Source organism: Mycobacterium sp. IDUB_28, from assembly GCF_055419285.1.
Genome location: NZ_JBVAXK010000016.1, coordinates 25,530 through 45,515, shown reverse-complemented (window position 1 = coordinate 45,515; position 19,986 = coordinate 25,530). Strand labels below are relative to the sequence as shown.

The following is a 19,986-nucleotide window of genomic DNA, read 5'->3' as shown; positions in this document are numbered from 1 at the left end:
TCAGCCCTTGTGCAGGTTCTCGTAGTCGGGCAGACCGTTCCAGGTGGGCTGCACATTGCTCACCTGAGCCGACCAACCGATCACACTGATGTAGTACCACAGCGGAATGGCAGGCATGTCGCGCAACAGAATTCGCTGTGCGATGTTGACCCGAAGATCGGCCTCGTGCACGTCGGGCGCCGCTTCGGCGGCGGCCAGCGCGGCGTCGAACTCCCGACTGGAGTACCCCACATCGTTGGAACCGGCGCCGGTGGCGTAGAGCGGTGCGAGGAATTCGATCATCGACGGGTAGTCCCCGATCCAGCCGGCTCGGAAGGCCGTATTGATGGTCCGGTTGGTGATTTGGGTGCGGAACCCGGCGAACGTGGGCTGTGGCGCCCCGGCCGCGTCAATACCGAGCACGTTCTTGATGCTGTTGGCCACCGCGTCCACCCACTCCTGATGACCGCTGTCGGCGTTGTAGGCGATCGCGTACCGTCCCGTCCACGGCGAGATGGCATTGGCCTGTGCCCAGAGTTGCTGCGCGCGAGCAGGATTGAAGTCCAACGCATCGCTTCCCGGAATGTTCGGGTCGAACCCCGGCAGCGAGCTGGCAGTGAAATCCCTTGCCGGCTGCCGTGTTCCGCTGAATATCTGTTGGCAGATCTGCGGGCGGTTGATGGCCGCCGACAGGGCCAGTCGGCGCAACCGGCCCTCCTCGCCGCCGAAGTGGGGCAACCGCAGCGGTGTGTCCACCGACTGGCTGACCGCGACCGGCGCCTTGACGGCATTGCCACCCAGGTCGCGCTGATAGATAGGCAACGCGCTGGACGGAATCGTATCCAGCACATCCAGATTGCCCGACAGCAGGTCGGCGTACGCGGTGTCCAGGTTGGCGTAGAACTCGAACCGCAGACCTTTGTTGTGCGGCTTGCGGTTGCCGTGGTAGTCGGGGTTGGGCACCAGGTCGATCTTGACGTTGTGTTCCCATGCCGGCCCGTCGGCACTGTCGGCGAGCCGGTAAGGCCCGTTGCCGACCGGGCTGCGGCCGAATGCCGCCATGTCGCGAAATGCCATGGGCGGCAACGGGTAGAAGGCGCTGTGCCCCAGGCTCATGATGAAGTCGATGGTCGGTGCCTGCAGCCGGACGGTGAACTCGAGATCGTTGACGACGCGCAGCCCGGACATGCTGGTAGGCCGGCCGTCCCCGGGTGGGCCAGCCACTTCGTCGTAGCCGGCGATCGGGCTGAAGAAGTTCTGCTGCAGTTGGGCGTTGGCGCTCAACGCCCCGTAGTTCCACGCGTCGACGAACGAATGAGCGGTGACCGGCGAGCCGTCGGTGAACTTCCATCCCGGTTTGAGCACAATGCGGTAGTTGATGTTGTCGGTGCTCTCGATCGACTCGGCCACCTCCGGGGATGGCCGGCCCGCCGCGTCGTACGACATCAGGCCCGCGAACAACCGGTCGATGATGCGGCCGCCGTTGGAGTCGTTGGTGCCGGTCGGGATCAGCGGGTTGGGTGGCTCGGCACCATTGACCACCACCACCTCGGGTGTCAGCATGCCGCCGCCACAGCCCGCCAAGTGAGCAGACACCAGCAGGGCGGCCAGCGCGGCCCGCATCCGACGCATGACAGCGACCCTAATAGGCTCGCTACGTGACAGACGCCACCGCCGAAGGCCCGTCTACTTACCCACCGCCCGAGCACTTCGTCGACCAGGCCAACGCCCGCGCGGAGCTCTACGAGAAGGCCGCCGAAGACCGCCTGGCGTTCTGGGCCGAACAGGCCGACCGGCTGGCCTGGGAGACGCCGTTCACCGAGGTGCTGGACTGGTCGGACGCGCCGTTCGCCAAGTGGTTCGTCGGAGGCAAGCTCAACGTCGCCTACAACTGTGTGGATCGCCATGTCGAAGCCGGCCACGGCGACCGGGTCGCGTTCCACTGGGAAGGCGAGCCCGACGACCACCGTCGCACCTTCACCTACGCGGACCTGCAGACAGAAGTGTGCAAGGCGGCCAACGCGCTGACCGACCTCGGCCTGGTGGCCGGGGACCGGGTGGCCATCTACCTACCGCTGATCCCCGAGGCGGTGATCGCGATGCTGGCCTGCGCCCGACTGGGCGTCATGCACACCGTGGTGTTTGGCGGCTTCACCGCGCACGCGCTGCAGGCCCGGATCGCCGACGCCGACGCCAAGCTGTTGATCACCGCCGACGGCCAGTTCCGCCGCGGCAAGCCCGCACCGCTGAAAGAGGCCGCCGACGAGGCGGTCTCGGTCGACGGCAGCCCGGTCGAGCACGTGCTGGTGGTGCGGCGCACCGGGGTCGACGTGTCCTGGGACGACGACCGCGATCTGTGGTGGCACGATGTCGTCGACGCGGCCGCCCCGGAGCACGTGGCCGAGGCCTTCGATGCCGAGCAGCCGTTGTTCCTGCTCTACACCTCGGGCACCACCGGCAAGCCCAAAGGGATCGTGCACACCAGCGGCGGTTACCTGACCCAGTGCGCCTACACCATGCACGCGATCTTCGACGTCAAGCCGGACAGCGACGTGTTCTGGTGCACCGCCGACATCGGCTGGGTCACCGGACACACCTACGGCGTCTACGGGCCGCTGTCCAGCGGCATCACCGAGGTGCTCTACGAGGGCACCCCGAACACCCCGAGCCAGCACCGGCATTTCGAGATCATCGAAAGATACGGCGTCACAATCTATTACACGGCTCCTACGCTGATCCGCACGTTCATGAAGTGGGGGCGGGAGATTCCGGACGCGCATGACCTGTCCAGCGTGCGACTGCTGGGCACGGTCGGCGAGATCATCAATCCCGAAGCCTGGCGCTGGTACCGCGACGTGATCGGCGGCGGGCGGGTGCCGGTAATCGACACCTGGTGGCAGACCGAGACCGGTGCGGCGATGATCTCCCCGCTGCCCGGCGTGGCCGCCGCGAAACCCGGTTCGGCGATGGCGGCGCTGCCCGGCATCTCGGCGAAGATCGTCGACGACCACGGCGAACCGCTACCTCCCGACAAGGAGGGGGAAGAGCACGTCACCGGTTACCTCGTTCTGGACCAGCCGTGGCCGGGGATGTTGCGCGGTATCTGGGGCGACCCGGAGCGGTACCAGAAGACCTACTGGTCCAAGTACGCCGAGCACGGCTACTACTTCGCCGGCGACGGCGCCCGCTTCGACCCCGACGGCGACATCTGGGTGCTGGGCCGCATCGACGACGTGATGAACATATCCGGGCACCGGATCTCCACCGCCGAGGTGGAGTCCGCGCTCGTCGGACATTCCGGAGTGGCCGAGGCCGCGGTGGTCGGGGTCACCGACGACACCACCGGCCAGGCCATCTGCGCGTTCGTCGTGCTGCGGGAAGACTATGAAGCCAGCGACCGTACCGTCGAGGATCTACGCGGCGAGGTCGCCCACGAGATCTCCCCGATCGCCAAGCCGCGCGAGGTCCACATCGTGCCCGAGCTGCCCAAGACCCGCAGCGGCAAGATCATGCGGCGACTGTTGCGCGACATCGCCGAGAACCGGGAACTGGGCGACACCTCGACGTTGCTGGACCCCGATGTATTCGACGCGATCCGCGAGGCGAAGTAGCTCAGTCGGCGATCGGCACGAATCCTGAACCGGGCCGGTTCTTGGCGTTGATGTCGGCCAGGTCGGCATTGATCGACATCACCACCGCGGGCGTGTGGAGCGGGATGTACTTGGTGACACAGGTGGGCAGATTGTCGCTGAAAGCGCCGTGAATCATCCCGACCAGCATGTTGTCCACCGTCACCGGCGCACCGGAATCCCCCGGTCCACCGCAGACCTGCATCAGGATGGTGCCTGGGTCCTGCCCGGGTCCCCAGGTCACCCCGCACGAGTTGCCGGTGGTGCGGCCCTGCTTGCAGGCGACCTGACCGGCCGTTGGTTCGGGGCCGATGCCGTTGACGGCAAAGCCGTTGAAGTTCGCCACCGGCGTCACCTTGGCCGGATCGAACCTGATCACCGCGTAGTCCAGACCGTCGTTGCCGGCGACCATGGTGCCCACCTGGCCCCGGTTCTCGGCCCCCTCGGCGGCGACCGGCGCGCCGGGACCCCCGCAGTGCGCGGAGCTGAACCCGATGAGGTCGCCGAACTTGTCGTGCCCGATGGCGGTCAGCGTGCACAGGGTGCCGGTGTTGACGACGATGCCCGCACCGGCGCCGAGCGGGACTTTGTCGTCGGCGGCCGCGGTGCTGACGGGCAGGATCAGAAGGCCCAGGAACGCGGCCATCACCGCCGCGACCCGGAGGGGCTTTCGGCCGCTGGGCGCCTTCTGCAAAGTGATACTCCCGTCAGGATGGTCGAAAAGAGGAAGAAGATGGATGAGAGGTTCGGAGAACAGTCCGCCCAGTGTATTGGCCGGGTTCGCCGCGGGTTCGGCTGGCCTCGTCGGGCATCGGGCCACATGGCAACATGAACCGCGACGACTGACGCGCCACCGGAGCTGCAGGGGCGTTGCAACGGAGAGGATCGTCTGTGAGCAAACCCGACAAGAACGGTGTGCCCAACACGCTGACCACGATTCCGCTGGCCGACCCACATGCCAGGGTCGGCGACCCGTCGGTGGGCGACCTCATCAAGGACGTCACGACGCAGATGTCGACGCTGGTGCGCGCCGAGGTGGAATTGGCCCGCGCCGAGATCACCCGGGATGTCAAGAAAGGGCTGACCGGCAGCGTCTTCTTCATCTCCGCGCTCGTCATCTTGTTCTACTCCACCTTCTTCTTGTTCTTCTTCCTCGCCGAACTCCTCGACACCTGGCTGTGGCGCTGGGCGGCGTTCCTGATCGTCTTCGCGATCATGGTGGTGGTCACCGCCGTGCTCGCGCTGTTCGGTTTCCTCAAGGTTCGCCGAATCCGCGGCCCGCAGCAGACCATCGAATCGGTGAAAGAGGCGCGCACCGCGTTCACTCCGGGGCACGACAAGAACCTTGCCGCGGCACCGCAGTCCAAGGCGATCACGGCCGACGCCAAGACGCCCGCCGATCCCTCGGGTTGGTAGATGGCGGCTCCCGATCCGTCGATGGTCCGGATCGACGGGCCGTGGCGGCATCTGGACGTGCATGCCAACGGCATCCGGTTCCACGTCGTGGAGGCTGACGCCGGCATACCGGCCACCGGGCGGCCGCTGGTGATCCTGCTGCACGGCTTCGGCTCGTTCTGGTGGTCCTGGCGGCACCAACTGCGGGACTTGACCGGCGCGCGGGTGGTCGCGGTCGACCTGCGCGGATACGGCGGTAGCGACAAGCCGCCCCGCGGCTACGACGGCTGGACGTTGGCCGGCGATACGGCGGGTCTCATCCGGGCGCTCGGCCACTCTTCGGCGACGCTGATCGGCCACGCCGACGGCGGACTGGCCTGCTGGGCCACCGCGCTGCTGCACTCGCGGCTGGTGCGCGCCATCGGTCTGATCAGCTCGCCCCACCCGGCCGCCCTGCGCCGCTCCACGCTGGCCCGGCGCGACCAGGGTCGCGCGCTGCTGCCCACCCTGCTGCGGTATCAGGCGCCGTGGTGGCCCGAGCGGTCGCTCACCAAACACAACGGTGCCGAGATCGAGCGCCTGGTCCGCAGCCGCAGCAGCTCTCCATGGGTTGCCTCCGCAGATTTTTCCCAGACCATCGGGTATCTGCGCACCGCCATCCGGATCCCGGGGGCCGCGCACTGCGCGCTGGAATATCAGCGCTGGGCGGTACGCAGCCAGTTGCGCAGCGAGGGACACCGCTTCATCAAATCGATGGTCGCCCCGCTCGCTGTCCCGCTACTGCACATCCGCGGCGACGCCGACCCCTATGTGCTGGCCGCCCCGGTGGAACGCACCCAGCGCTACGCGCCGCACGGCCGCTACATCTCGGTCACCGGCGCCGGGCATTTCAGCCACGAAGAGGCGCCGCGGGAAGTCACCCGACACCTCATGCGGTTCCTCGATCAGGTGCACCGGGTCAGTTGACGCAGGCTCCGGTGGCCACCGGCTGGCTCGCGCCGATCCTGCCCAGCTGACTGCGCACCTCGTCGGCCGTCAACACGAATCCGGTGTCGGCGTCGTCGACCGCTGCGCCGAACACCACGCCGAGCACGTTGCCGTCGAGGTCGACCAGCGGCCCACCCGAATCGCCCTGTTCCACATTGGCCCGGATGGTGTAGACATCCCGGGTGACCGGCTGTGGGCTGCGGTAGATGTCCGGTCCGCTGAGCTTGATCCGCTCGCGGATCCGGGCCGGGGAGGCGGTGAAGTTGCCGCCACCCGGATAACCCAGTACCACCACGTCGGTGCCGGTCTTGGCGGGAGAGTACTCGAAGACCAGCGGCGTGGCCTGCAGGCCCGGCACCGCGAGGATGGCGATGTCCACCGCCGAGTCGTAGGACACCACGGTGGCATCGAGGGTCTTGCCGTTGGCCTGGATCGAGACGCTGTTGGACCCCGCGACCACGTGCGCGTTCGTCATCACCCGTTCCGGGGAGATCACGAATCCGGTGCCTTCGAGCACTTTCTGGCAGCTCTGCGCGATGCTGCGGATCTTGACGACGCTGGGCGCGACGGCGGCCACCACCGGGTTGTTGGCCAGCGCCGGATCCGGGGAGGCGACCGGGATGACCGGGGTGCGGCTGAAGGGTTCCAGCACCGCGGGCAGCCCGGAGGTGTTCAGCAGGCCCGAGAGCCGTTGCCGCAGCGGCTGTTTCAGCCACGACGGGGCCACGTCATTGACCGTGGCGAGCACCTGCGAACCCTTCACCGCGGCGGCGAGTTCGGGCTGGTCCTTGGACTGCGTCAGCGGGGTGGCCAGCAACCAGGCCGCGGTCAACACCACCTGGAGCTGGATAGCTACGCCGATCACCGAGTCGATGGTGCGGATCGGCTTGTTGCGGATCGCCCCGCGCACCGCGCGTCCCAGCACCACGCCGGCGACCTCACCGACTACCACCAGCGCCAGGATCAGGAACAGCGCGGCGAACAACTTCGCCCGCGGCGCGGCGATATGGCTGACGATGTGCGGCGCCAGCAGCACCCCGGCGACCGCGCCCAGCAAGACACCCGCGAACGACAGCACCGACCCCAGCGCGCCGGACCGCCACCCGGAGATCGCTGCGATCAGAGCCACCGCCAGGATCGCGATGTCCAGCCACTGCGACGGGCTCATCGAGTTCACCGCAACCCACCCCTGTTCGTCGGGGTTTGCGCCGCAGGGTCGCCCACCAGCACCATCGCCTCGTCCAGCTCGCGGATGTCGTTGGTGTCCCAGGGCTGTGCCCAACCGGCGACGTCGAGAATGGCAGCAATCACCTGGCCAGTGAATCCCCACACCAGCATCTGGTTCAACAGAAACGCCGGACCGGCCCAGCGCCTGCCCAAGGTGCCGCGGTACACCATCAGCCTGTTCTCCGGATTGATGAAGGCCCGCACCGGCACCCGCGCCACGATCGCCGTCTCGGCGTCGTTGACGACGGTGACCGGACCGGGATCCGGTGAATAGGCCAGCACCGGCACGACATGAAAATTCGACGGCGCGATGAACGTCCGCTCCATCGTCGCCAGCGCGTGCAGCCGGCCGACGTCGATCCCGGTCTCCTCGCGTGCCTCGCGCAGCGCAGTGGCGACGGGTCCGTCGTCGCCGGGGTCGGACGCACCGCCGGGAAACGCGGCCTGCCCGGCGTGGTGACGCAGTGTGGCGGCGCGCACGGTCAGCAGCAGGTCGGCGTCATCGGGCACGCGACCGTCCGCCGGGCCGTCCTGCGGCCCGGAGAACAGCACCAGCACCGCGGCGTCCCGGCCGGTACGGCGCAACGACGATACCGATCTGGCCGCGGTCACCATGGCCAGCACGTCGGCCGGCAGGCGGCGCCGGTAGGCGTCGGGAATCTGGTCGACGTTGTCGACCAGCGGTCGTAACCAGGGCGGGCCGATATCGGGAGTCAGAGGAGTCGCAGCACTCACCGGCGTCTCCCTCCTGTCTCGACAGCCCGGCTCGCTCACCCCGCCCCGTCTCCGATCACGGCCGCGATCTCCTCAGCGCTGCCGAACGCCCGCGGCAGGGTTTGGGCAACGCTACCGTCCGGCCGCAGCACCACCGTCGCAGGCATCACGTTAACAACCCGCAGCGCAGCCGCCACTTTGCGGCGACCGTCCTGCAGGGTCGGCAACCGCACGCCGAGTTCGGTCAACCGCAGCAGCGCGGCTGTCTCGTTCTCGTCCTGATGCACCGTCACCACGGTGACGTCGGAACCGACCCGGCGCTGATATTCGGCCATCGCAGGCAGTTCTGCAGTGCACGGCGCACACCAGTACGCCCACAGGTTGAGCACCACCCGCCGGCCGGTCAACGCTCTGCCCAGGTCCACGGCCGCACCGTCGGCCGCGCACTCCACCACGACGCCCCGCAAGGCGCCCTCGCCCTCCCCCGGTCCCGGCCCCGGGCAGGCCGGCAGTCCGGCGCGCCGGCGTGGGCCCGCCAGCGCTGCGGGGGTGTCGGCGTCCCGGTGTTCACGCTGCACCGGCACCTGCGTGTGCGCCGGCGGCACCGGCTCCCCGCGCAGTTCGGCCACGAAAGCGACCACCAGCGCGACCACCAACACCAGGACCGCAATCGTCCAGCGAGCCGTGCCGGAAAGTGCTTTCATCCGGGCGGGTTACAACCCGGCCAGGGCCAGCAGGTGGTCGGTTTCGGGTCCTTGGACCAGCGGCGCGGCCAGCAGTGGCTCGGTCGGGCCAAGCCCGTAGGAGGGACAGTCCTTGGCCAGCACGCAGACTCCACAGGCCGGTTTGCGGGCGTGGCACACCCGGCGGCCGTGGAAAATCACCCGGTGACTGAGCAATGTCCATTCCTTGCGCTCGATCAGCTCACCAACGGCGCGCTCGACCTTGACCGGGTCCTCTTCCTCGGTCCATCGCCACCGGCGCACCAACCGCCCGAAATGGGTGTCGACGGTGATGCCGGGAATGCCGAAGGCGTTGCCCAGGATGACGTTGGCCGTCTTGCGGCCCACCCCGGGCAACGTCACCAGTTCGTCCATCGTCCGCGGCACCTCGCCGTCGAACCGCTCGACCAGGGCCTGCCCCAGCCCGATCAGCGACGACGCCTTGTTGCGGAAGAAGCCGGTGGGATGGATCAACGTCTCCAATTCGGCGCGGTCGGCCTGCGCGTAATCCAGCGCCGTGCGGTACTTGGCGAACACCGCCGGGGTGGTCAGATTCACCCGCTTGTCGGTGCTCTGCGCCGACAAGACGGTAGCCACCGCCAGTTCCAGCGGCGACGTGAAATCCAGTTCGCAGTAGACGTGCGGAAACGCTTGCGCCAGAGTGCGATTCATCCGCCGCGCCCGTCGCACCAGACCCGTCCGGGTCTCATTGGACCAGCGCTTGGACGCCTTCGCCGCTGTCACCTACGACAGAGTACTTATTTCGTGATCTGACTGAGACCCCGCCTTGATCGAAGTCCGTGTTTACTCTCCCTTGTGTTGTGGTTGCTGGTGGCCTGCATTCCCGGGTTGCTGATGCTGGCGGCGCTCGGGCTCGGGCGGCTGGAGAAGACCCTTGCCCACGACGCCGTCAGCAGCACGGACGTCGCCGCATTCCGGGAGCAGGCCGAGGCGGTCGACGTGCACACCCTGGCCCGCGAGGGCATGCCCGAGGCCCTGGAGTATCTGCACCGCCGTCATGCTCTGGGACTTGCCGCCGCACCCCAGTCCCGGTTGCTGACCGGGCGCCATCACGCCGAGACATTCTTCGTCGCCGACGTCGTCGGACGAATCGAGACGGGACTCCCCACCCGCATCCGACACGTCAATCGTGTGTAGCGTTGGCAGGCCGCACAGATTGGCCTACCTTTAGAATCGTGTCGGCCGTCACAGGTTGGCCTGCCCGTATCAACTTCGTCACCAACTGAAGAGGCAAGAAGAGGCAACGTGGACGAGATCCTGGCAAGGGCAGGAATCTTCCAAGGGGTTGAGGCCAGCGCGGTCGCCGCGTTGACCAAGCAACTGCAGCCCGTTGATTTCCCCCGTGGACACACGGTTTTCGCTGAAGGCGAGCCGGGTGACCGGCTGTACATCATCGTCGCCGGCAAAGTGAAGATCGGTCGCCGGTCCCCGGACGGCCGGGAGAACCTGCTGACCATCATGGGACCGTCGGACATGTTCGGCGAGCTGTCGATCTTCGACCCGGGCCCCCGGACGTCGAGTGCGACGACGATCACCGAGGTGCGCGCGGTCTCGATGGACCGCGACGCGTTGCGGGCCTGGATCGCTGACCGCCCGGAGATCGCCGAGCAGCTGTTGCGGGTGTTGGCACGGCGGTTGCGCCGCACCAACAACAACCTGGCCGACCTGATCTTCACGGACGTGCCCGGCCGGGTGGCCAAGCAGCTGCTGCAGCTGGCGCAGCGGTTCGGCACCCAGGAGGGTGGCGCGATGCGGGTCACCCACGATCTGACCCAGGAGGAGATCGCCCAGCTGGTGGGCGCCTCCCGGGAGACCGTCAATAAGGCGCTGGCCGATTTCGCGCACCGCGGCTGGATTCGCCTGGAGGGCAAGAGCGTCCTCATCTCGGACTCCGAACGTCTGGCCCGCCGGGCTCGCTAACCGGACTCGGCGCGCAGGTAGTCCAATTGCACCTGCACCGACCACTCGGCCGCGTCCCAGAGCTTCTCGTCGACGTCGGTGTAGACGTGTTCGACGACCTGCCGGGCAGTCGCGTCGTCGCCCAGCGCGCGCAATGCGGCGCGCACCTGCTCGAGCCGCTCGTGCCGGTGGACCAGGTAGTCGTGCGTGACGGCGGTCAGATCGCCGAGGTCGGGCCCGTGCCCGGGCAACACCGTGCGCCGGCCGAGTCCGCGCAATCGCTGCAGTGACTCGAGGTAGTCGGTCAGATTTCCGTCTTCGGAGTCCATCACGGTGGTGCCGCGACCCAGCACCGTGTCGGCGGTCAAAACCGCGTCGTCGAGGATGAAGGACAGTGAGTCGGCGGTATGGCCGGGAGTGGCCATCACCTTGATCGTCAGGCCGGCGGCGTCGATCACCTCGCCGTCGGTGAGATGACCGCCGAGTCCGCGCAGGAACCCGCTGCCCGCCGACCGCACGGTCGCCCCGGTCAGCTCGACCAGCTTGTCGATGCCGTCGGTGTGGTCCGGGTGGCGGTGGCTGATCAGGACCAGGCTGATGCGTCCGAGCGCCGCCACCCGCGCGATGTGCTCGTCGTCGTCGGGCCCGGGGTCCACGATCACCAACTCGTCGCTGCGCGGGCCGCGCAGCACCCAGGTGTTGGTGCCGTCCAGGGTCATCAGACCCGGGTTGTCGGCGAGCAGCACCGAGGCAGTCTCAGTGACCGCCCGCAGCTGACCATAGGCGGGATGCGTCAACGCCGACTCAGTCACGGCCCGTTACCCGACCTCCACGATCAGCTCCACTTCCACCGGCGCGCCCAGGGGCAATTCGGCTACGCCCACTGCCGAACGCGCGTGCACGCCGCTGTCCCCGAAAACCTCGGCGAGCAATTCCGACGCGCCGTTGACCACACCCGGCTGACCGTGGAAACCCGGCGCGGACGCGACGAATCCGACCACCTTGACCACCTTGGTTACCGAGTCCAGGCCCACCAGCGAATCCACCGCGGCCAGAGCGTTGAGCGCGCAGATCCGCGCCAGGCTCTTGCCGACGTCCGGGGTGATGTCGCTGCCGACCGCGCCGGTGGCGGGCAGCTTACCGTCGACCAACGGCAGTTGGCCGGCGGTGTAGACCAGGTTGCCGGTGCGCACCGCGGGAACGTAGGCCGCCAGCGGCGCGGCCACTTGGGGCAGCGTGATGCCCAGCTCCGCGAGCCGGGCAGTGACGCTCACTTGGGGCGTTTGAGATAGGCGACGTGCTGTTCGCCGGTGGGACCTGGCAGCACCGCAACCAGCTCCCAACCGTCGGCGCCCCACTGGTCGAGAATCTGCTTGGTGGCGTGGGTGAGCAGCGGAATCGTCGCGTACTCCCATGTCGTGGGTTGGGTCATGACGCGAGCTTATCGGCCGGTGTTGACCAGCTCCGGCCAGCCCGCTGGCCGGCCGAACCGGTAGGGCTAGCATGCGATGGTGGCAAACACATCGAGCGGCGGTAACTCCGTCGGGTGGCCGTCGCGGCTGTCGAAGGCCCGGCTGCATTTCGTGACGGGCAAGGGCGGCACGGGGAAGTCGACGATCGCGGCCGCGCTGGCACTGACGCTGGCGGCCGGCGGCCGCAAAGTCTTGTTGGTGGAAGTCGAAGGCCGCCAAGGGATTGCGCAACTCTTCGACGTACCGCCGCTGCCATACCAGGAGGTCAAGATCGCCACCGCCGAACGTGGCGGGCAGGTCAACGCGCTGGCGATCGAGCTCGAGGCCGCGTTCCTGGAGTACCTGGACATGTTCTACAACCTGGGACTGGCCGGCCGGGCGATGCGCAGGATCGGTGCCATCGAGTTCGCCACCACCATCGCACCCGGTCTGCGCGACGTGTTGCTCACCGGCAAGATCAAAGAAACGGTCATCCGGCTGGACAAGAACAAGCGGCCGCTCTACGACGCGATCGTCGTCGATGCGCCCCCGACCGGTCGGATCGCCCGCTTTCTGGACGTCACCAAAGCGGTCTCCGACCTCGCCAAGGGCGGCCCGGTGCACTCGCAGGCCGAAGGCGTGGTCAGACTGCTGCACTCCGACCAGACCGCCATCCACCTGGTGACGTTGCTGGAGGCGCTGCCGGTGCAGGAGACGCTGGAAGCGATCGAGGAACTCGCCGAGATGCAGTTGCCCATCGGCAGCGTCATCGTGAACCGCAACATTCCGGCCTACCTCGACTCCGGCGACCTGGCCAAGGCCGCCGAAGGTGTCGTCGACGCGGACTCGGTCCGCGCCGGGCTGGCAACGGCCGGCATCGAATTGGACGACAACGACTTCGCCGGCCTGCTGACCGAGACCATCCAACACGCCACCCGGATCGCCGCGCGCGCCGAGACCGCACAACAGCTCGACGCGCTGCAGGTGCCGAGGCTGGAATTGCCGACCATCTCCGACGGCGTCGATCTGGGCAGCCTGTACGAGCTTTCCGAAGCGCTTGCCCACCAGGGGGTTCGATGACTACGACGCAGTCCCATAAGCCGGAAACCCTTGACATGGCGGCTCTTTTGGCCGACACGTCCAACCGGGTCGTGGTGTGCTGCGGTGCGGGCGGTGTGGGCAAGACCACGACTGCCGCAGCCATCGCGCTGCGGGCAGCCGAATATGGCCGCACCGTAGTGGTTTTGACGATCGACCCGGCCAAACGCCTCGCACAAGCGTTGGGGGTCAACGACCTTGGGAATACGCCGCAGCGGGTACCGCTGGCACCCGAGGTCCCCGGGGAGTTGCACGCGATGATGCTGGACATGCGCCGCACCTTCGACGAGATGGTGATGCAGTACTCGGGTTCCGAACGGGCGCAATCGATTCTGGACAATCAGTTCTATCAGACCGTCGCGACCTCGCTGGCCGGCACGCAGGAATACATGGCCATGGAGAAACTGGGCCAGCTGCTGGCTCAGGACCGGTGGGACCTGGTGGTCGTGGACACTCCCCCGTCGCGCAACGCGCTGGATTTCCTGGATGCCCCCAAGCGGCTGGGCAGTTTCATGGACAGTCGGCTGTGGCGCCTGCTGCTCGCGCCCGGACGGGGTCTCGGTCGCCTGGTGACGGGTGCCATGGGCCTGGCCATGAAGGCGATGTCGACGATCCTGGGTTCGCAGATGCTCGGGGACGCGGCAGCGTTCGTGCAATCGTTGGACGCGACATTCGGCGGTTTCCGCGAGAAGGCGGACCGCACCTATGCGTTGCTGAAACGGCGCGGCACCCAGTTCGTGGTCGTGTCGGCCGCCGAGCCGGACGCGCTGCGCGAGGCGTCGTTCTTCGTGGACCGGCTGTCCGAGGAGTCCATGCCGCTGGCGGGCCTGGTGTTGAACCGCACCCACCCGATGCTGTGTTCGTTGCCGGCCGAACGGGCCATCGATGCCATCCAGAAGTTAGCGGCCGAGACCGATTCGGAAGCCTCCTCGCTGGCCGCCGCCGTGCTGCAGATTCACGCCGACCGGGCGCAGACCGCCAAGCGGGAGATTCGACTGCTGTCGCGGTTCACCGGCGCCAACCCGCATGTGCCCGTCATCGGGGTGCCGTCGCTGCCGTTCGACGTCTCCGACCTCGAAGCGCTGCGTGCTCTGGCCGACCAGATCACCTCGACCGCATAACCAGCGGCGATACCCCGCCTGGGCGATTTATTTGACGCCGTTACAACGGCAGTAGTCACCATTTGCCCCATCAGTAACGCTCAATAGCAGCTTGACCTGCGCAAATAAGCATCATTTCATGGTGCGATCAACTAACTTGTAACACTTTCGTCATGATGAAGGCTTGCCGTAGCGTCGGTCCGCGCTGGGCTGCAGGCATGCTGCGCGGGGGCGGAATCAGCGTCCACCCGCTGCGCGTTCGCAGGTTTCCGACTCCGCTGAGTCCAGCGTCCGGCACGGCCCCCCACCTGCACCGATATGGGGGTAACCGGCCTTTATTTGACGGCCGTTCAACGGATACACCAAATGCGACCCCGCCCAGGGGGCCGAAAAAGTGCCTTTGAGCTGCGCATATAAGATTAGGGCCGCAGCATACTGAGGCAGGTTGTAACAGAAAAGTAATAGGGAAGGACGTGCCGTGCGGCCCGGGTCAGATGATGCTGCGACGCCTACGCTTGTCGAAGTAGTCGGACCAGGAGACCACCTCGGGGTGCTGCTTGAGCAGGGCCCGGCGCTGACGTTCGGTCATGCCGCCCCACACGCCGAACTCCACCTTGTTGTCCAGGGCGTCTGCACCGCATTCCTGCATCACCGGGCAGTGCCGGCAGATCACCGCAGCCTTGCGCTGGGCGGCCCCCCGCACGAAGAGTTCGTCGGGATCGGTTGCCCGGCACAGTGCCTGCGATACCCAGGCGACGCGGTCATCGGCTTCGACGCTGCGCAGCAGGTTTCCGGTGGACGTGAGGTTCGTCTTACGAGCGCCCGGGCGCGATCCTGACACGAGCTGATCCCTTTCTCCCGGCCGCGAATCGCGACCGCCTCCTCGGGTACCAGCCGATGATGCGATCTGAGCCACACTGCGCATATCGGTGTTACCTGAATCTCAATGCGTATCTAAGTTAGGTGGTCAGGTGCTAATTGCGCAACAGTCCGATAACGGTTTTTCTGGGACGTCCGTGCCGTCTGGATCGTGATGCGGGCCTCGACGGCCGCCGCGGGCCGCCGTTGGGCCCTCTGACCTGTGATATCGCCGCCAGGTCGGCCGGCGACGTGGTGCGAATCCTGTTCAACACCTGCCGAAGAAAGTTTTCCCACCCCGCACGGCGCGGGGACGTGACGCGAGGTCGCTACTGTAGTACGCATGTCCGAGCGCCCCCCGGTCCCGCTGACGCTGCTGAAGCTGGCGGGGTTCTGTGTGCTCGCCAGCGTGGTCGCGACAGCGTTGATGTTCCCCTTCGCCGGCGGCGTCGGGTTGATGTCGAACCGCGCGTCGGAAGTCGTCGCCAACGGATCGGCGCAACTTCTCGAGGGTCAGGTCCCGGCCGTGTCCACGATGGTGGACGCCAAAGGCAACGTCATCGCCTGGCTGTATTCGCAGCGCCGTTTCGAGGTGCCGTCGGACAAGATCGCCAACACCATGAAGCTGGCGATCGTGTCCATCGAGGACAAGCGGTTCGCCGACCACAACGGTGTGGACTGGAAAGGCACGCTGACCGGGCTGGCCGGTTACGCCTCCGGCGACGTCGAGACCCGCGGCGGCTCGACCCTCGAGCAGCAGTACATCAAGAACTACCAATTGCTGGTGACCGCGCAGACCGACGCGGAGAAGCGGGCGGCCGTCGAGACCACCCCGGCGCGCAAGCTGCGCGAGATCCGGATGGCGCTCACGCTGGACAAGACCTTCACCAAGCCGGAGATCCTGACCCGTTACCTGAACCTGGTGTCGTTCGGCAACAACTCGTTCGGCATCCAGGACGCGGCCCAGACCTACTTCGGCGTCAACGCCATCGACCTGAACTGGCAGCAGGCCGCGCTGCTGGCCGGCATGGTGCAGTCGACCAGCTCGCTCAACCCGTACACCAACCCGGAGGGCGCACTGGCCCGGCGCAATCTGGTGCTAGACACCATGATCGAGAACATTCCCAATGAGGCCGATGCGCTACGCGCAGCCAAAGCGCAGCCGTTGGGCGTCCTGCAACAGCCCAAGGAGTTGCCGCGCGGCTGTATCGCGGCCGGCGACCGGGCGTTCTTCTGCGACTATGTGCAGGAATACCTGTCCCGGGCCGGCATCAGTAAGGAACAAGTGGCCCGCGGCGGCTACCTGATCCGCACCACGCTGGACCCGGACGTGCAGATCCCGGTGAAGGCGGCGATCGACAAGTTCGCGCCCCCGACGCTGAGTGGCATTTCGAGCGTGATGAGCGTGATCCTGCCGGGTAAGACATCGCACAAAGTGGTCGCGATGGCCAGCAACCGCAAGTACGGCCTGGACACCGAGGCCGGCGAAACCATGCGGCCGCAGCCGTTCTCCCTTGTCGGCGACGGCGCCGGGTCGATCTTCAAGCTGTTCACCACAGCGGCCGCGCTCGACATGGGCATGGGCATCAACGCCAATCTGGAGGTCCCCGGCCGGTTCCAGGCCAAGGGCCTGGGCAGCGGGGGTGCCAAGGGCTGCCCCAAGGACACCTGGTGCGTGGTCAACGCCGGCAACTACCGCGGATCGATGAATGTGACCGATGCGCTGGCCACCTCGCCCAATACCGCGTTCGCCAAGTTGATCTCCCAGATCGGGGTGTCCCGCGCGGTGGACATGGCTATCAAACTGGGCCTGCGGTCCTACGCCAACCCCGGCACCGCCCGCGACTACAACCCGGACAGCAACGAAAGTCTGGCCGACTTCGTCAAGCGACAGAACATCGGCTCCTTCACCCTGGGCCCCATCGAGGTCAACGCGCTGGAGCTGTCCAACGTCGCGGCGACGCTGGCGTCCGGGGGCATGTGGTGCCCGCCCAGCCCGATCGACAAGCTGATCGACCGCAACGGCAATGAGGTGTCGGTCACTACCGAGACCTGCGAACAGGTGGTCCCCGAGGGGCTGGCCAACACCCTGGCCAATGCGATGAGCAAGGACGCCACCGGCAGCGGTACCGCGGCCGGCTCGGCCGGTGCGGCCGGCTGGAACCTGCCGATGTCCGGTAAGACCGGCACCACCGAAGCCCACCGTTCGTCCGGCTTCGTGGGATTCACCAACCGGTACGCGGCCGCCAATTACATCTACGACGACTCCCCGGCACCGACCGACCTGTGTTCGGCGCCGCTGCGCCATTGCGGCAGCGGTGACCTGTACGGCGGTAACGAGCCGGCGCGAACCTGGTTCACTGCGCTGCAACCGATCGCGAACAACTTCGGTGAGGTGCACCTGCCGCCGACCGATCCGCGTTACCTGGACGGTTCACCGGCCGGGCGGGTGCCCAGTGTGGCCGGCCTGGACGTCGACCAGGCCCGGCAGCGGCTCCGGGACGCCGGTTTCCAGGTCGCCGATCAGCCCACCTCGGTCAACAGCTCTGCCAAGTACGGCGAGGTCGTCGGCACCACGCCCAGCGGCCAGACCATCCCCGGCTCGATCGTGACCATCCAGATCAGCAATGGCGTCCCGCCGGCACCGCCGCCGCCGCCCGAGGGGAGTCTGCCGCCGGAAGTGGTCGGATCGCAGGTGGTCGAGATTCCCGGTCTGCCACCTATCACCATCCCGCTGCTGGCACCGCCCCCGCCGGCGGCGCCGCCACCGCCGTAGCGGCCGGTCGGGCAGTAAACTGCCTGGCATGGCTGACGTCCGTCTGACTGCCCCGCTTCCCACGCTGCTACGCGCCGGCGCCGCCGTCGTCGGCTCGGCGGCTGCCGGAATCGGCTACGCCTCGCTTGTCGAACGCAACGCGTTCGTGCTGCGCGAGGTGACGATTCCGGTGCTGAGCCCAGGTTCCACACCGCTGCGGGTGCTGCACATCAGCGACCTGCACATGACCCCCAATCAGCGGCGCAAACAGGCCTGGGTGCGTGAGCTGGCCAGTTGGGATCCCGACCTGGTGGTCAACACCGGCGACAACCTCGCCCACCCTAAGGCGGTGCCCGCAGTCGTGCAGTCGCTGGGCGATCTGCTGTCCCGGCCCGGCGTGTTTGTCTTCGGCAGCAATGACTACTTCGGTCCCCGGCCGAAGAATCCGGCCAACTACCTGACCAACCCCGGCCACCGCGTCAAGGGTGAGCCACTGCCCTGGCAGGATCTGCGCGCGGCCTTCACCGAACGCGGCTGGCTCGACCTCACCCACACTCGGCGCGAGTTCGAGGCGGCCGGCCTGCATGTCGCGGCCGCAGGCGTCGACGACCCGCACATCGACCGGGACCGCTACGACACCATCGCGGGTCCGGCCAGTCCCGCGGCCAACCTCAAGCTGGGCCTGGTCCACTCACCCGAGCCACGCGTGCTCGATCGCTTCGCCGCCGACGGTTACCAGCTGGTGATGGCCGGACACACCCACGGCGGGCAACTGTGCCTGCCGTTCTACGGCGCCATCGTGACCAACTGCGGCCTGGACCGGTCCCGGGCCAAGGGGCCGTCGCAGTGGGGCGCCAACATGCGCCTGCACGTCTCGGCGGGACTCGGCACTTCGCCGTTCGCGCCGGTGCGATTCTGCTGCCGGCCCGAAGCGACCCTGCTGACCCTGATCGCCACCCCGATGGGCGGCCGCGACTCGACCAGCAACCTGGGCCGACAGCCGACTGCTACGTCGGTTCGTTGACCGACCGGACCCGCATCGCGGTCCGGAGTAAATCTCGCAGCTGGACCGACAATGCGATCCGGTTGATCGAAGCCGACGCGCGGCGCAGTGCCGACACCCATCTGCTGCGCTATCCGCTGCCCTCGGCGTGGGGTGACGACTCCGGCGTCGCGCTGTATCTCAAAGACGAGACGACCCACATCACCGGCAGCCTCAAACACCGGCTGGCCCGCTCGCTGTTCCTCTACGCGCTGTGCAACGCATGGATCGACGAGGGCACCACCGTGGTCGAGGCCTCGTCGGGTTCCACCGCGGTGTCCGAAGCGTATTTCGCTGCGCTGCTGGGTTTGCCCTTCGTCGCCGTGATGCCGGCCGCCACCAGCACGGCAAAGATCGCGCTGATCGAATCCCAAGGTGGCCGTTGCCATTTCGTGGACAATTCCAGCGAGGTCTACGACGAGGCGGTACGGGTCGCCGCCGAGACCGGCGGCCATTACCTCGACCAGTTCACCAACGCCGAACGCGCTACCGACTGGCGGGGCAACAACAACATCGCCGAATCGATCTATCTGCAAATGCGCGAGGAGACCCACCCGATCCCCACCTGGATCGTGGTGGGCGCCGGCACGGGTGGCACCAGCGCGACGATCGGGCGGTACATCCGATATCGCCGGCATTCGACGCGACTGTGCGTCGTCGACCCGGAAAACTCCGCGTTCTTTCCGGCCTTCGCCGAGCAGCGCTACGACGTCGTGACGGGAGCGTCGTCTCGGATCGAGGGCATCGGGCGTCCGCGGGTCGAACCGTCGTTCCTGCCGTCGGTGGTCGACCGGATGGTCGCGGTGCCCGACGCGGCCTCGATAGCCGCCGCGCGACACGTCAGCAGCGTTATGGGGCGCCGGGTGGGCCCCTCCACGGGAACCAATCTGTGGGGAGCCTTCGGTCTGCTGGCCGAGATGGTGGCCGACGGCCGCGGCGGTTCAGTGGTCACCCTGCTCGCCGACAGCGGCGACCGGTATGCCGACACCTATTTCGACGACGACTGGGTGGCTGCTCAGGGGCTCGATCCCGGCGGCCCCGCCCAGGCTCTGGCCGTCTTCGAGCGCTCCTGCCGGTGGGGCTAGCCACGCGTTTGGCGGTGCCGCCGG

General features: G+C 67.4%; 20 protein-coding genes. 10 read left to right on the top strand and 10 right to left on the bottom strand.

Annotation, left to right across the window (positions count from 1 at the left end; translation table 11 throughout):
- A complete protein-coding gene (locus tag ACZYZ9_RS24465; RefSeq protein WP_463828761.1) occupies positions 1-1,611 on the bottom strand; it encodes a peptide ABC transporter substrate-binding protein in 1,611 nt (536 codons plus the stop codon).
- Positions 1,612-1,637: 26 nt separating this feature from the next.
- Here ACZYZ9_RS24465 and acs point away from each other — a divergent pair, with 26 nt between their 5' ends.
- Entirely contained in the window at positions 1,638-3,590 is a 1,953-nt protein-coding gene (gene acs / locus ACZYZ9_RS24460; protein WP_463828760.1) for an acetate--CoA ligase, read from the top strand.
- A 1-nt stretch (position 3,591) separates the two neighbouring features.
- Here the strand turns inward: acs and ACZYZ9_RS24455 are convergent, their stop codons facing one another.
- Entirely contained in the window at positions 3,592-4,254 is a 663-nt protein-coding gene (locus tag ACZYZ9_RS24455) for a S1 family peptidase (protein WP_463828772.1), read from the bottom strand.
- A 245-nt stretch (positions 4,255-4,499) separates the two neighbouring features.
- Here ACZYZ9_RS24455 and ACZYZ9_RS24450 point away from each other — a divergent pair, with 245 nt between their 5' ends.
- Positions 4,500-5,024 carry a phage holin family protein gene (locus ACZYZ9_RS24450; protein WP_463828759.1) on the top strand — a complete coding sequence of 175 codons (525 nt, stop codon included), beginning with the start codon at positions 4,500-4,502 and terminating at the stop codon, positions 5,022-5,024.
- Positions 5,025-5,969 (top strand): alpha/beta fold hydrolase, encoded by a 945-nt coding sequence (locus ACZYZ9_RS24445; protein ID WP_463828758.1) that lies wholly within the window; start codon positions 5,025-5,027, stop codon positions 5,967-5,969. It begins immediately after the preceding gene.
- Here the strand turns inward: ACZYZ9_RS24445 and marP are convergent.
- Genes marP through nth form a run of 4 tightly spaced genes read right to left on the bottom strand, consistent with a single transcriptional unit; the run spans position 5,962 to position 9,325 of the window.
- Positions 5,962-7,158, bottom strand: a complete 1,197-nt coding sequence (gene marP, locus ACZYZ9_RS24440) for an acid resistance serine protease MarP (RefSeq protein WP_463828757.1) — start codon at positions 7,156-7,158, stop codon at positions 5,962-5,964. The genes ACZYZ9_RS24445 and marP overlap by 8 nt on opposite strands.
- A gap of 5 nt (positions 7,159-7,163) precedes the next feature.
- The gene (locus ACZYZ9_RS24435; RefSeq protein WP_463828756.1) at positions 7,164-7,991 is read right to left on the bottom strand and encodes an NUDIX hydrolase; all 828 of its coding nucleotides are present in this window, start codon (positions 7,989-7,991) and stop codon (positions 7,164-7,166) included.
- Positions 7,988-8,635 (bottom strand): TlpA family protein disulfide reductase, encoded by a 648-nt coding sequence (locus tag ACZYZ9_RS24430; RefSeq protein WP_463828755.1) that lies wholly within the window; start codon positions 8,633-8,635, stop codon positions 7,988-7,990. The genes ACZYZ9_RS24435 and ACZYZ9_RS24430 overlap by 4 nt, the downstream gene beginning before the upstream one ends.
- 9 nt (positions 8,636-8,644) lie before the next feature.
- Entirely contained in the window at positions 8,645-9,325 is a 681-nt protein-coding gene (gene nth / locus ACZYZ9_RS24425) for an endonuclease III (protein WP_463828771.1), read from the bottom strand.
- A gap of 183 nt (positions 9,326-9,508) precedes the next feature.
- On the opposite strand from nth, the gene ACZYZ9_RS24420 reads away from it, so the two are divergent.
- The gene (locus tag ACZYZ9_RS24420) at positions 9,509-9,811 is read left to right on the top strand and encodes a hypothetical protein (protein ID WP_463828770.1); all 303 of its coding nucleotides are present in this window, start codon (positions 9,509-9,511) and stop codon (positions 9,809-9,811) included.
- A 108-nt stretch (positions 9,812-9,919) separates the two neighbouring features.
- Positions 9,920-10,594 (top strand): cAMP-activated global transcriptional regulator CRP, encoded by a 675-nt coding sequence (gene crp, locus ACZYZ9_RS24415; RefSeq protein WP_463828754.1) that lies wholly within the window; start codon positions 9,920-9,922, stop codon positions 10,592-10,594.
- Here crp and ACZYZ9_RS24410 read toward each other — a convergent pair.
- The 3 genes from ACZYZ9_RS24410 to ACZYZ9_RS24400 are packed head-to-tail and all read right to left on the bottom strand — an operon-like array spanning position 10,591 to position 12,005.
- Positions 10,591-11,385, bottom strand: a complete 795-nt coding sequence (locus tag ACZYZ9_RS24410) for an MBL fold metallo-hydrolase (RefSeq protein WP_463828753.1) — start codon at positions 11,383-11,385, stop codon at positions 10,591-10,593. The genes crp and ACZYZ9_RS24410 overlap by 4 nt on opposite strands.
- A 6-nt stretch (positions 11,386-11,391) precedes the next feature.
- Complete coding sequence (locus tag ACZYZ9_RS24405) at positions 11,392-11,847, bottom strand: RidA family protein (protein ID WP_463828752.1); 456 nt, start codon at positions 11,845-11,847, stop codon at positions 11,392-11,394.
- Positions 11,844-12,005, bottom strand: a complete 162-nt coding sequence (locus ACZYZ9_RS24400; protein ID WP_120794267.1) for a DUF4177 domain-containing protein — start codon at positions 12,003-12,005, stop codon at positions 11,844-11,846. The genes ACZYZ9_RS24405 and ACZYZ9_RS24400 overlap by 4 nt, the downstream gene beginning before the upstream one ends.
- A gap of 76 nt (positions 12,006-12,081) precedes the next feature.
- Between ACZYZ9_RS24400 and bagA the strand changes: the two genes are divergently transcribed.
- Positions 12,082-13,104, top strand: coding sequence for an ATPase BagA (bagA, locus tag ACZYZ9_RS24395; protein WP_463828751.1), 1,023 nt, complete (start codon positions 12,082-12,084; stop codon positions 13,102-13,104).
- Positions 13,101-14,243 (top strand): ATPase BagB, encoded by a 1,143-nt coding sequence (gene bagB, locus ACZYZ9_RS24390; RefSeq protein ID WP_463828750.1) that lies wholly within the window; start codon positions 13,101-13,103, stop codon positions 14,241-14,243. Before bagA ends, bagB begins: the two co-directional genes overlap by 4 nt.
- 469 nt (positions 14,244-14,712) lie before the next feature.
- Here bagB and ACZYZ9_RS24385 read toward each other — a convergent pair whose 3' ends face one another.
- The gene (locus ACZYZ9_RS24385) at positions 14,713-15,063 is read right to left on the bottom strand and encodes a WhiB family transcriptional regulator (protein ID WP_463828749.1); all 351 of its coding nucleotides are present in this window, start codon (positions 15,061-15,063) and stop codon (positions 14,713-14,715) included.
- Between the two features lie 360 nt (positions 15,064-15,423).
- Here ACZYZ9_RS24385 and ponA2 point away from each other — a divergent pair, with 360 nt between their 5' ends.
- The 3 genes from ponA2 to cds1 are packed head-to-tail and all read left to right on the top strand — an operon-like array spanning position 15,424 to position 19,962.
- Entirely contained in the window at positions 15,424-17,856 is a 2,433-nt protein-coding gene (gene ponA2, locus ACZYZ9_RS24380; protein ID WP_463828748.1) for a transglycosylase/D,D-transpeptidase PonA2, read from the top strand.
- A gap of 43 nt (positions 17,857-17,899) precedes the next feature.
- Entirely contained in the window at positions 17,900-18,859 is a 960-nt protein-coding gene (locus tag ACZYZ9_RS24375; RefSeq protein ID WP_463828769.1) for a metallophosphoesterase, read from the top strand.
- On the top strand, positions 18,856-19,962 hold the full coding sequence (gene cds1, locus ACZYZ9_RS24370) for an L-cysteine desulfhydrase Cds1 (protein ID WP_463828747.1): 1,107 nt from the start codon (positions 18,856-18,858) through the stop codon (positions 19,960-19,962). The genes ACZYZ9_RS24375 and cds1 overlap by 4 nt, the downstream gene beginning before the upstream one ends.
- Positions 19,963-19,986 lie beyond the last annotated feature (24 nt).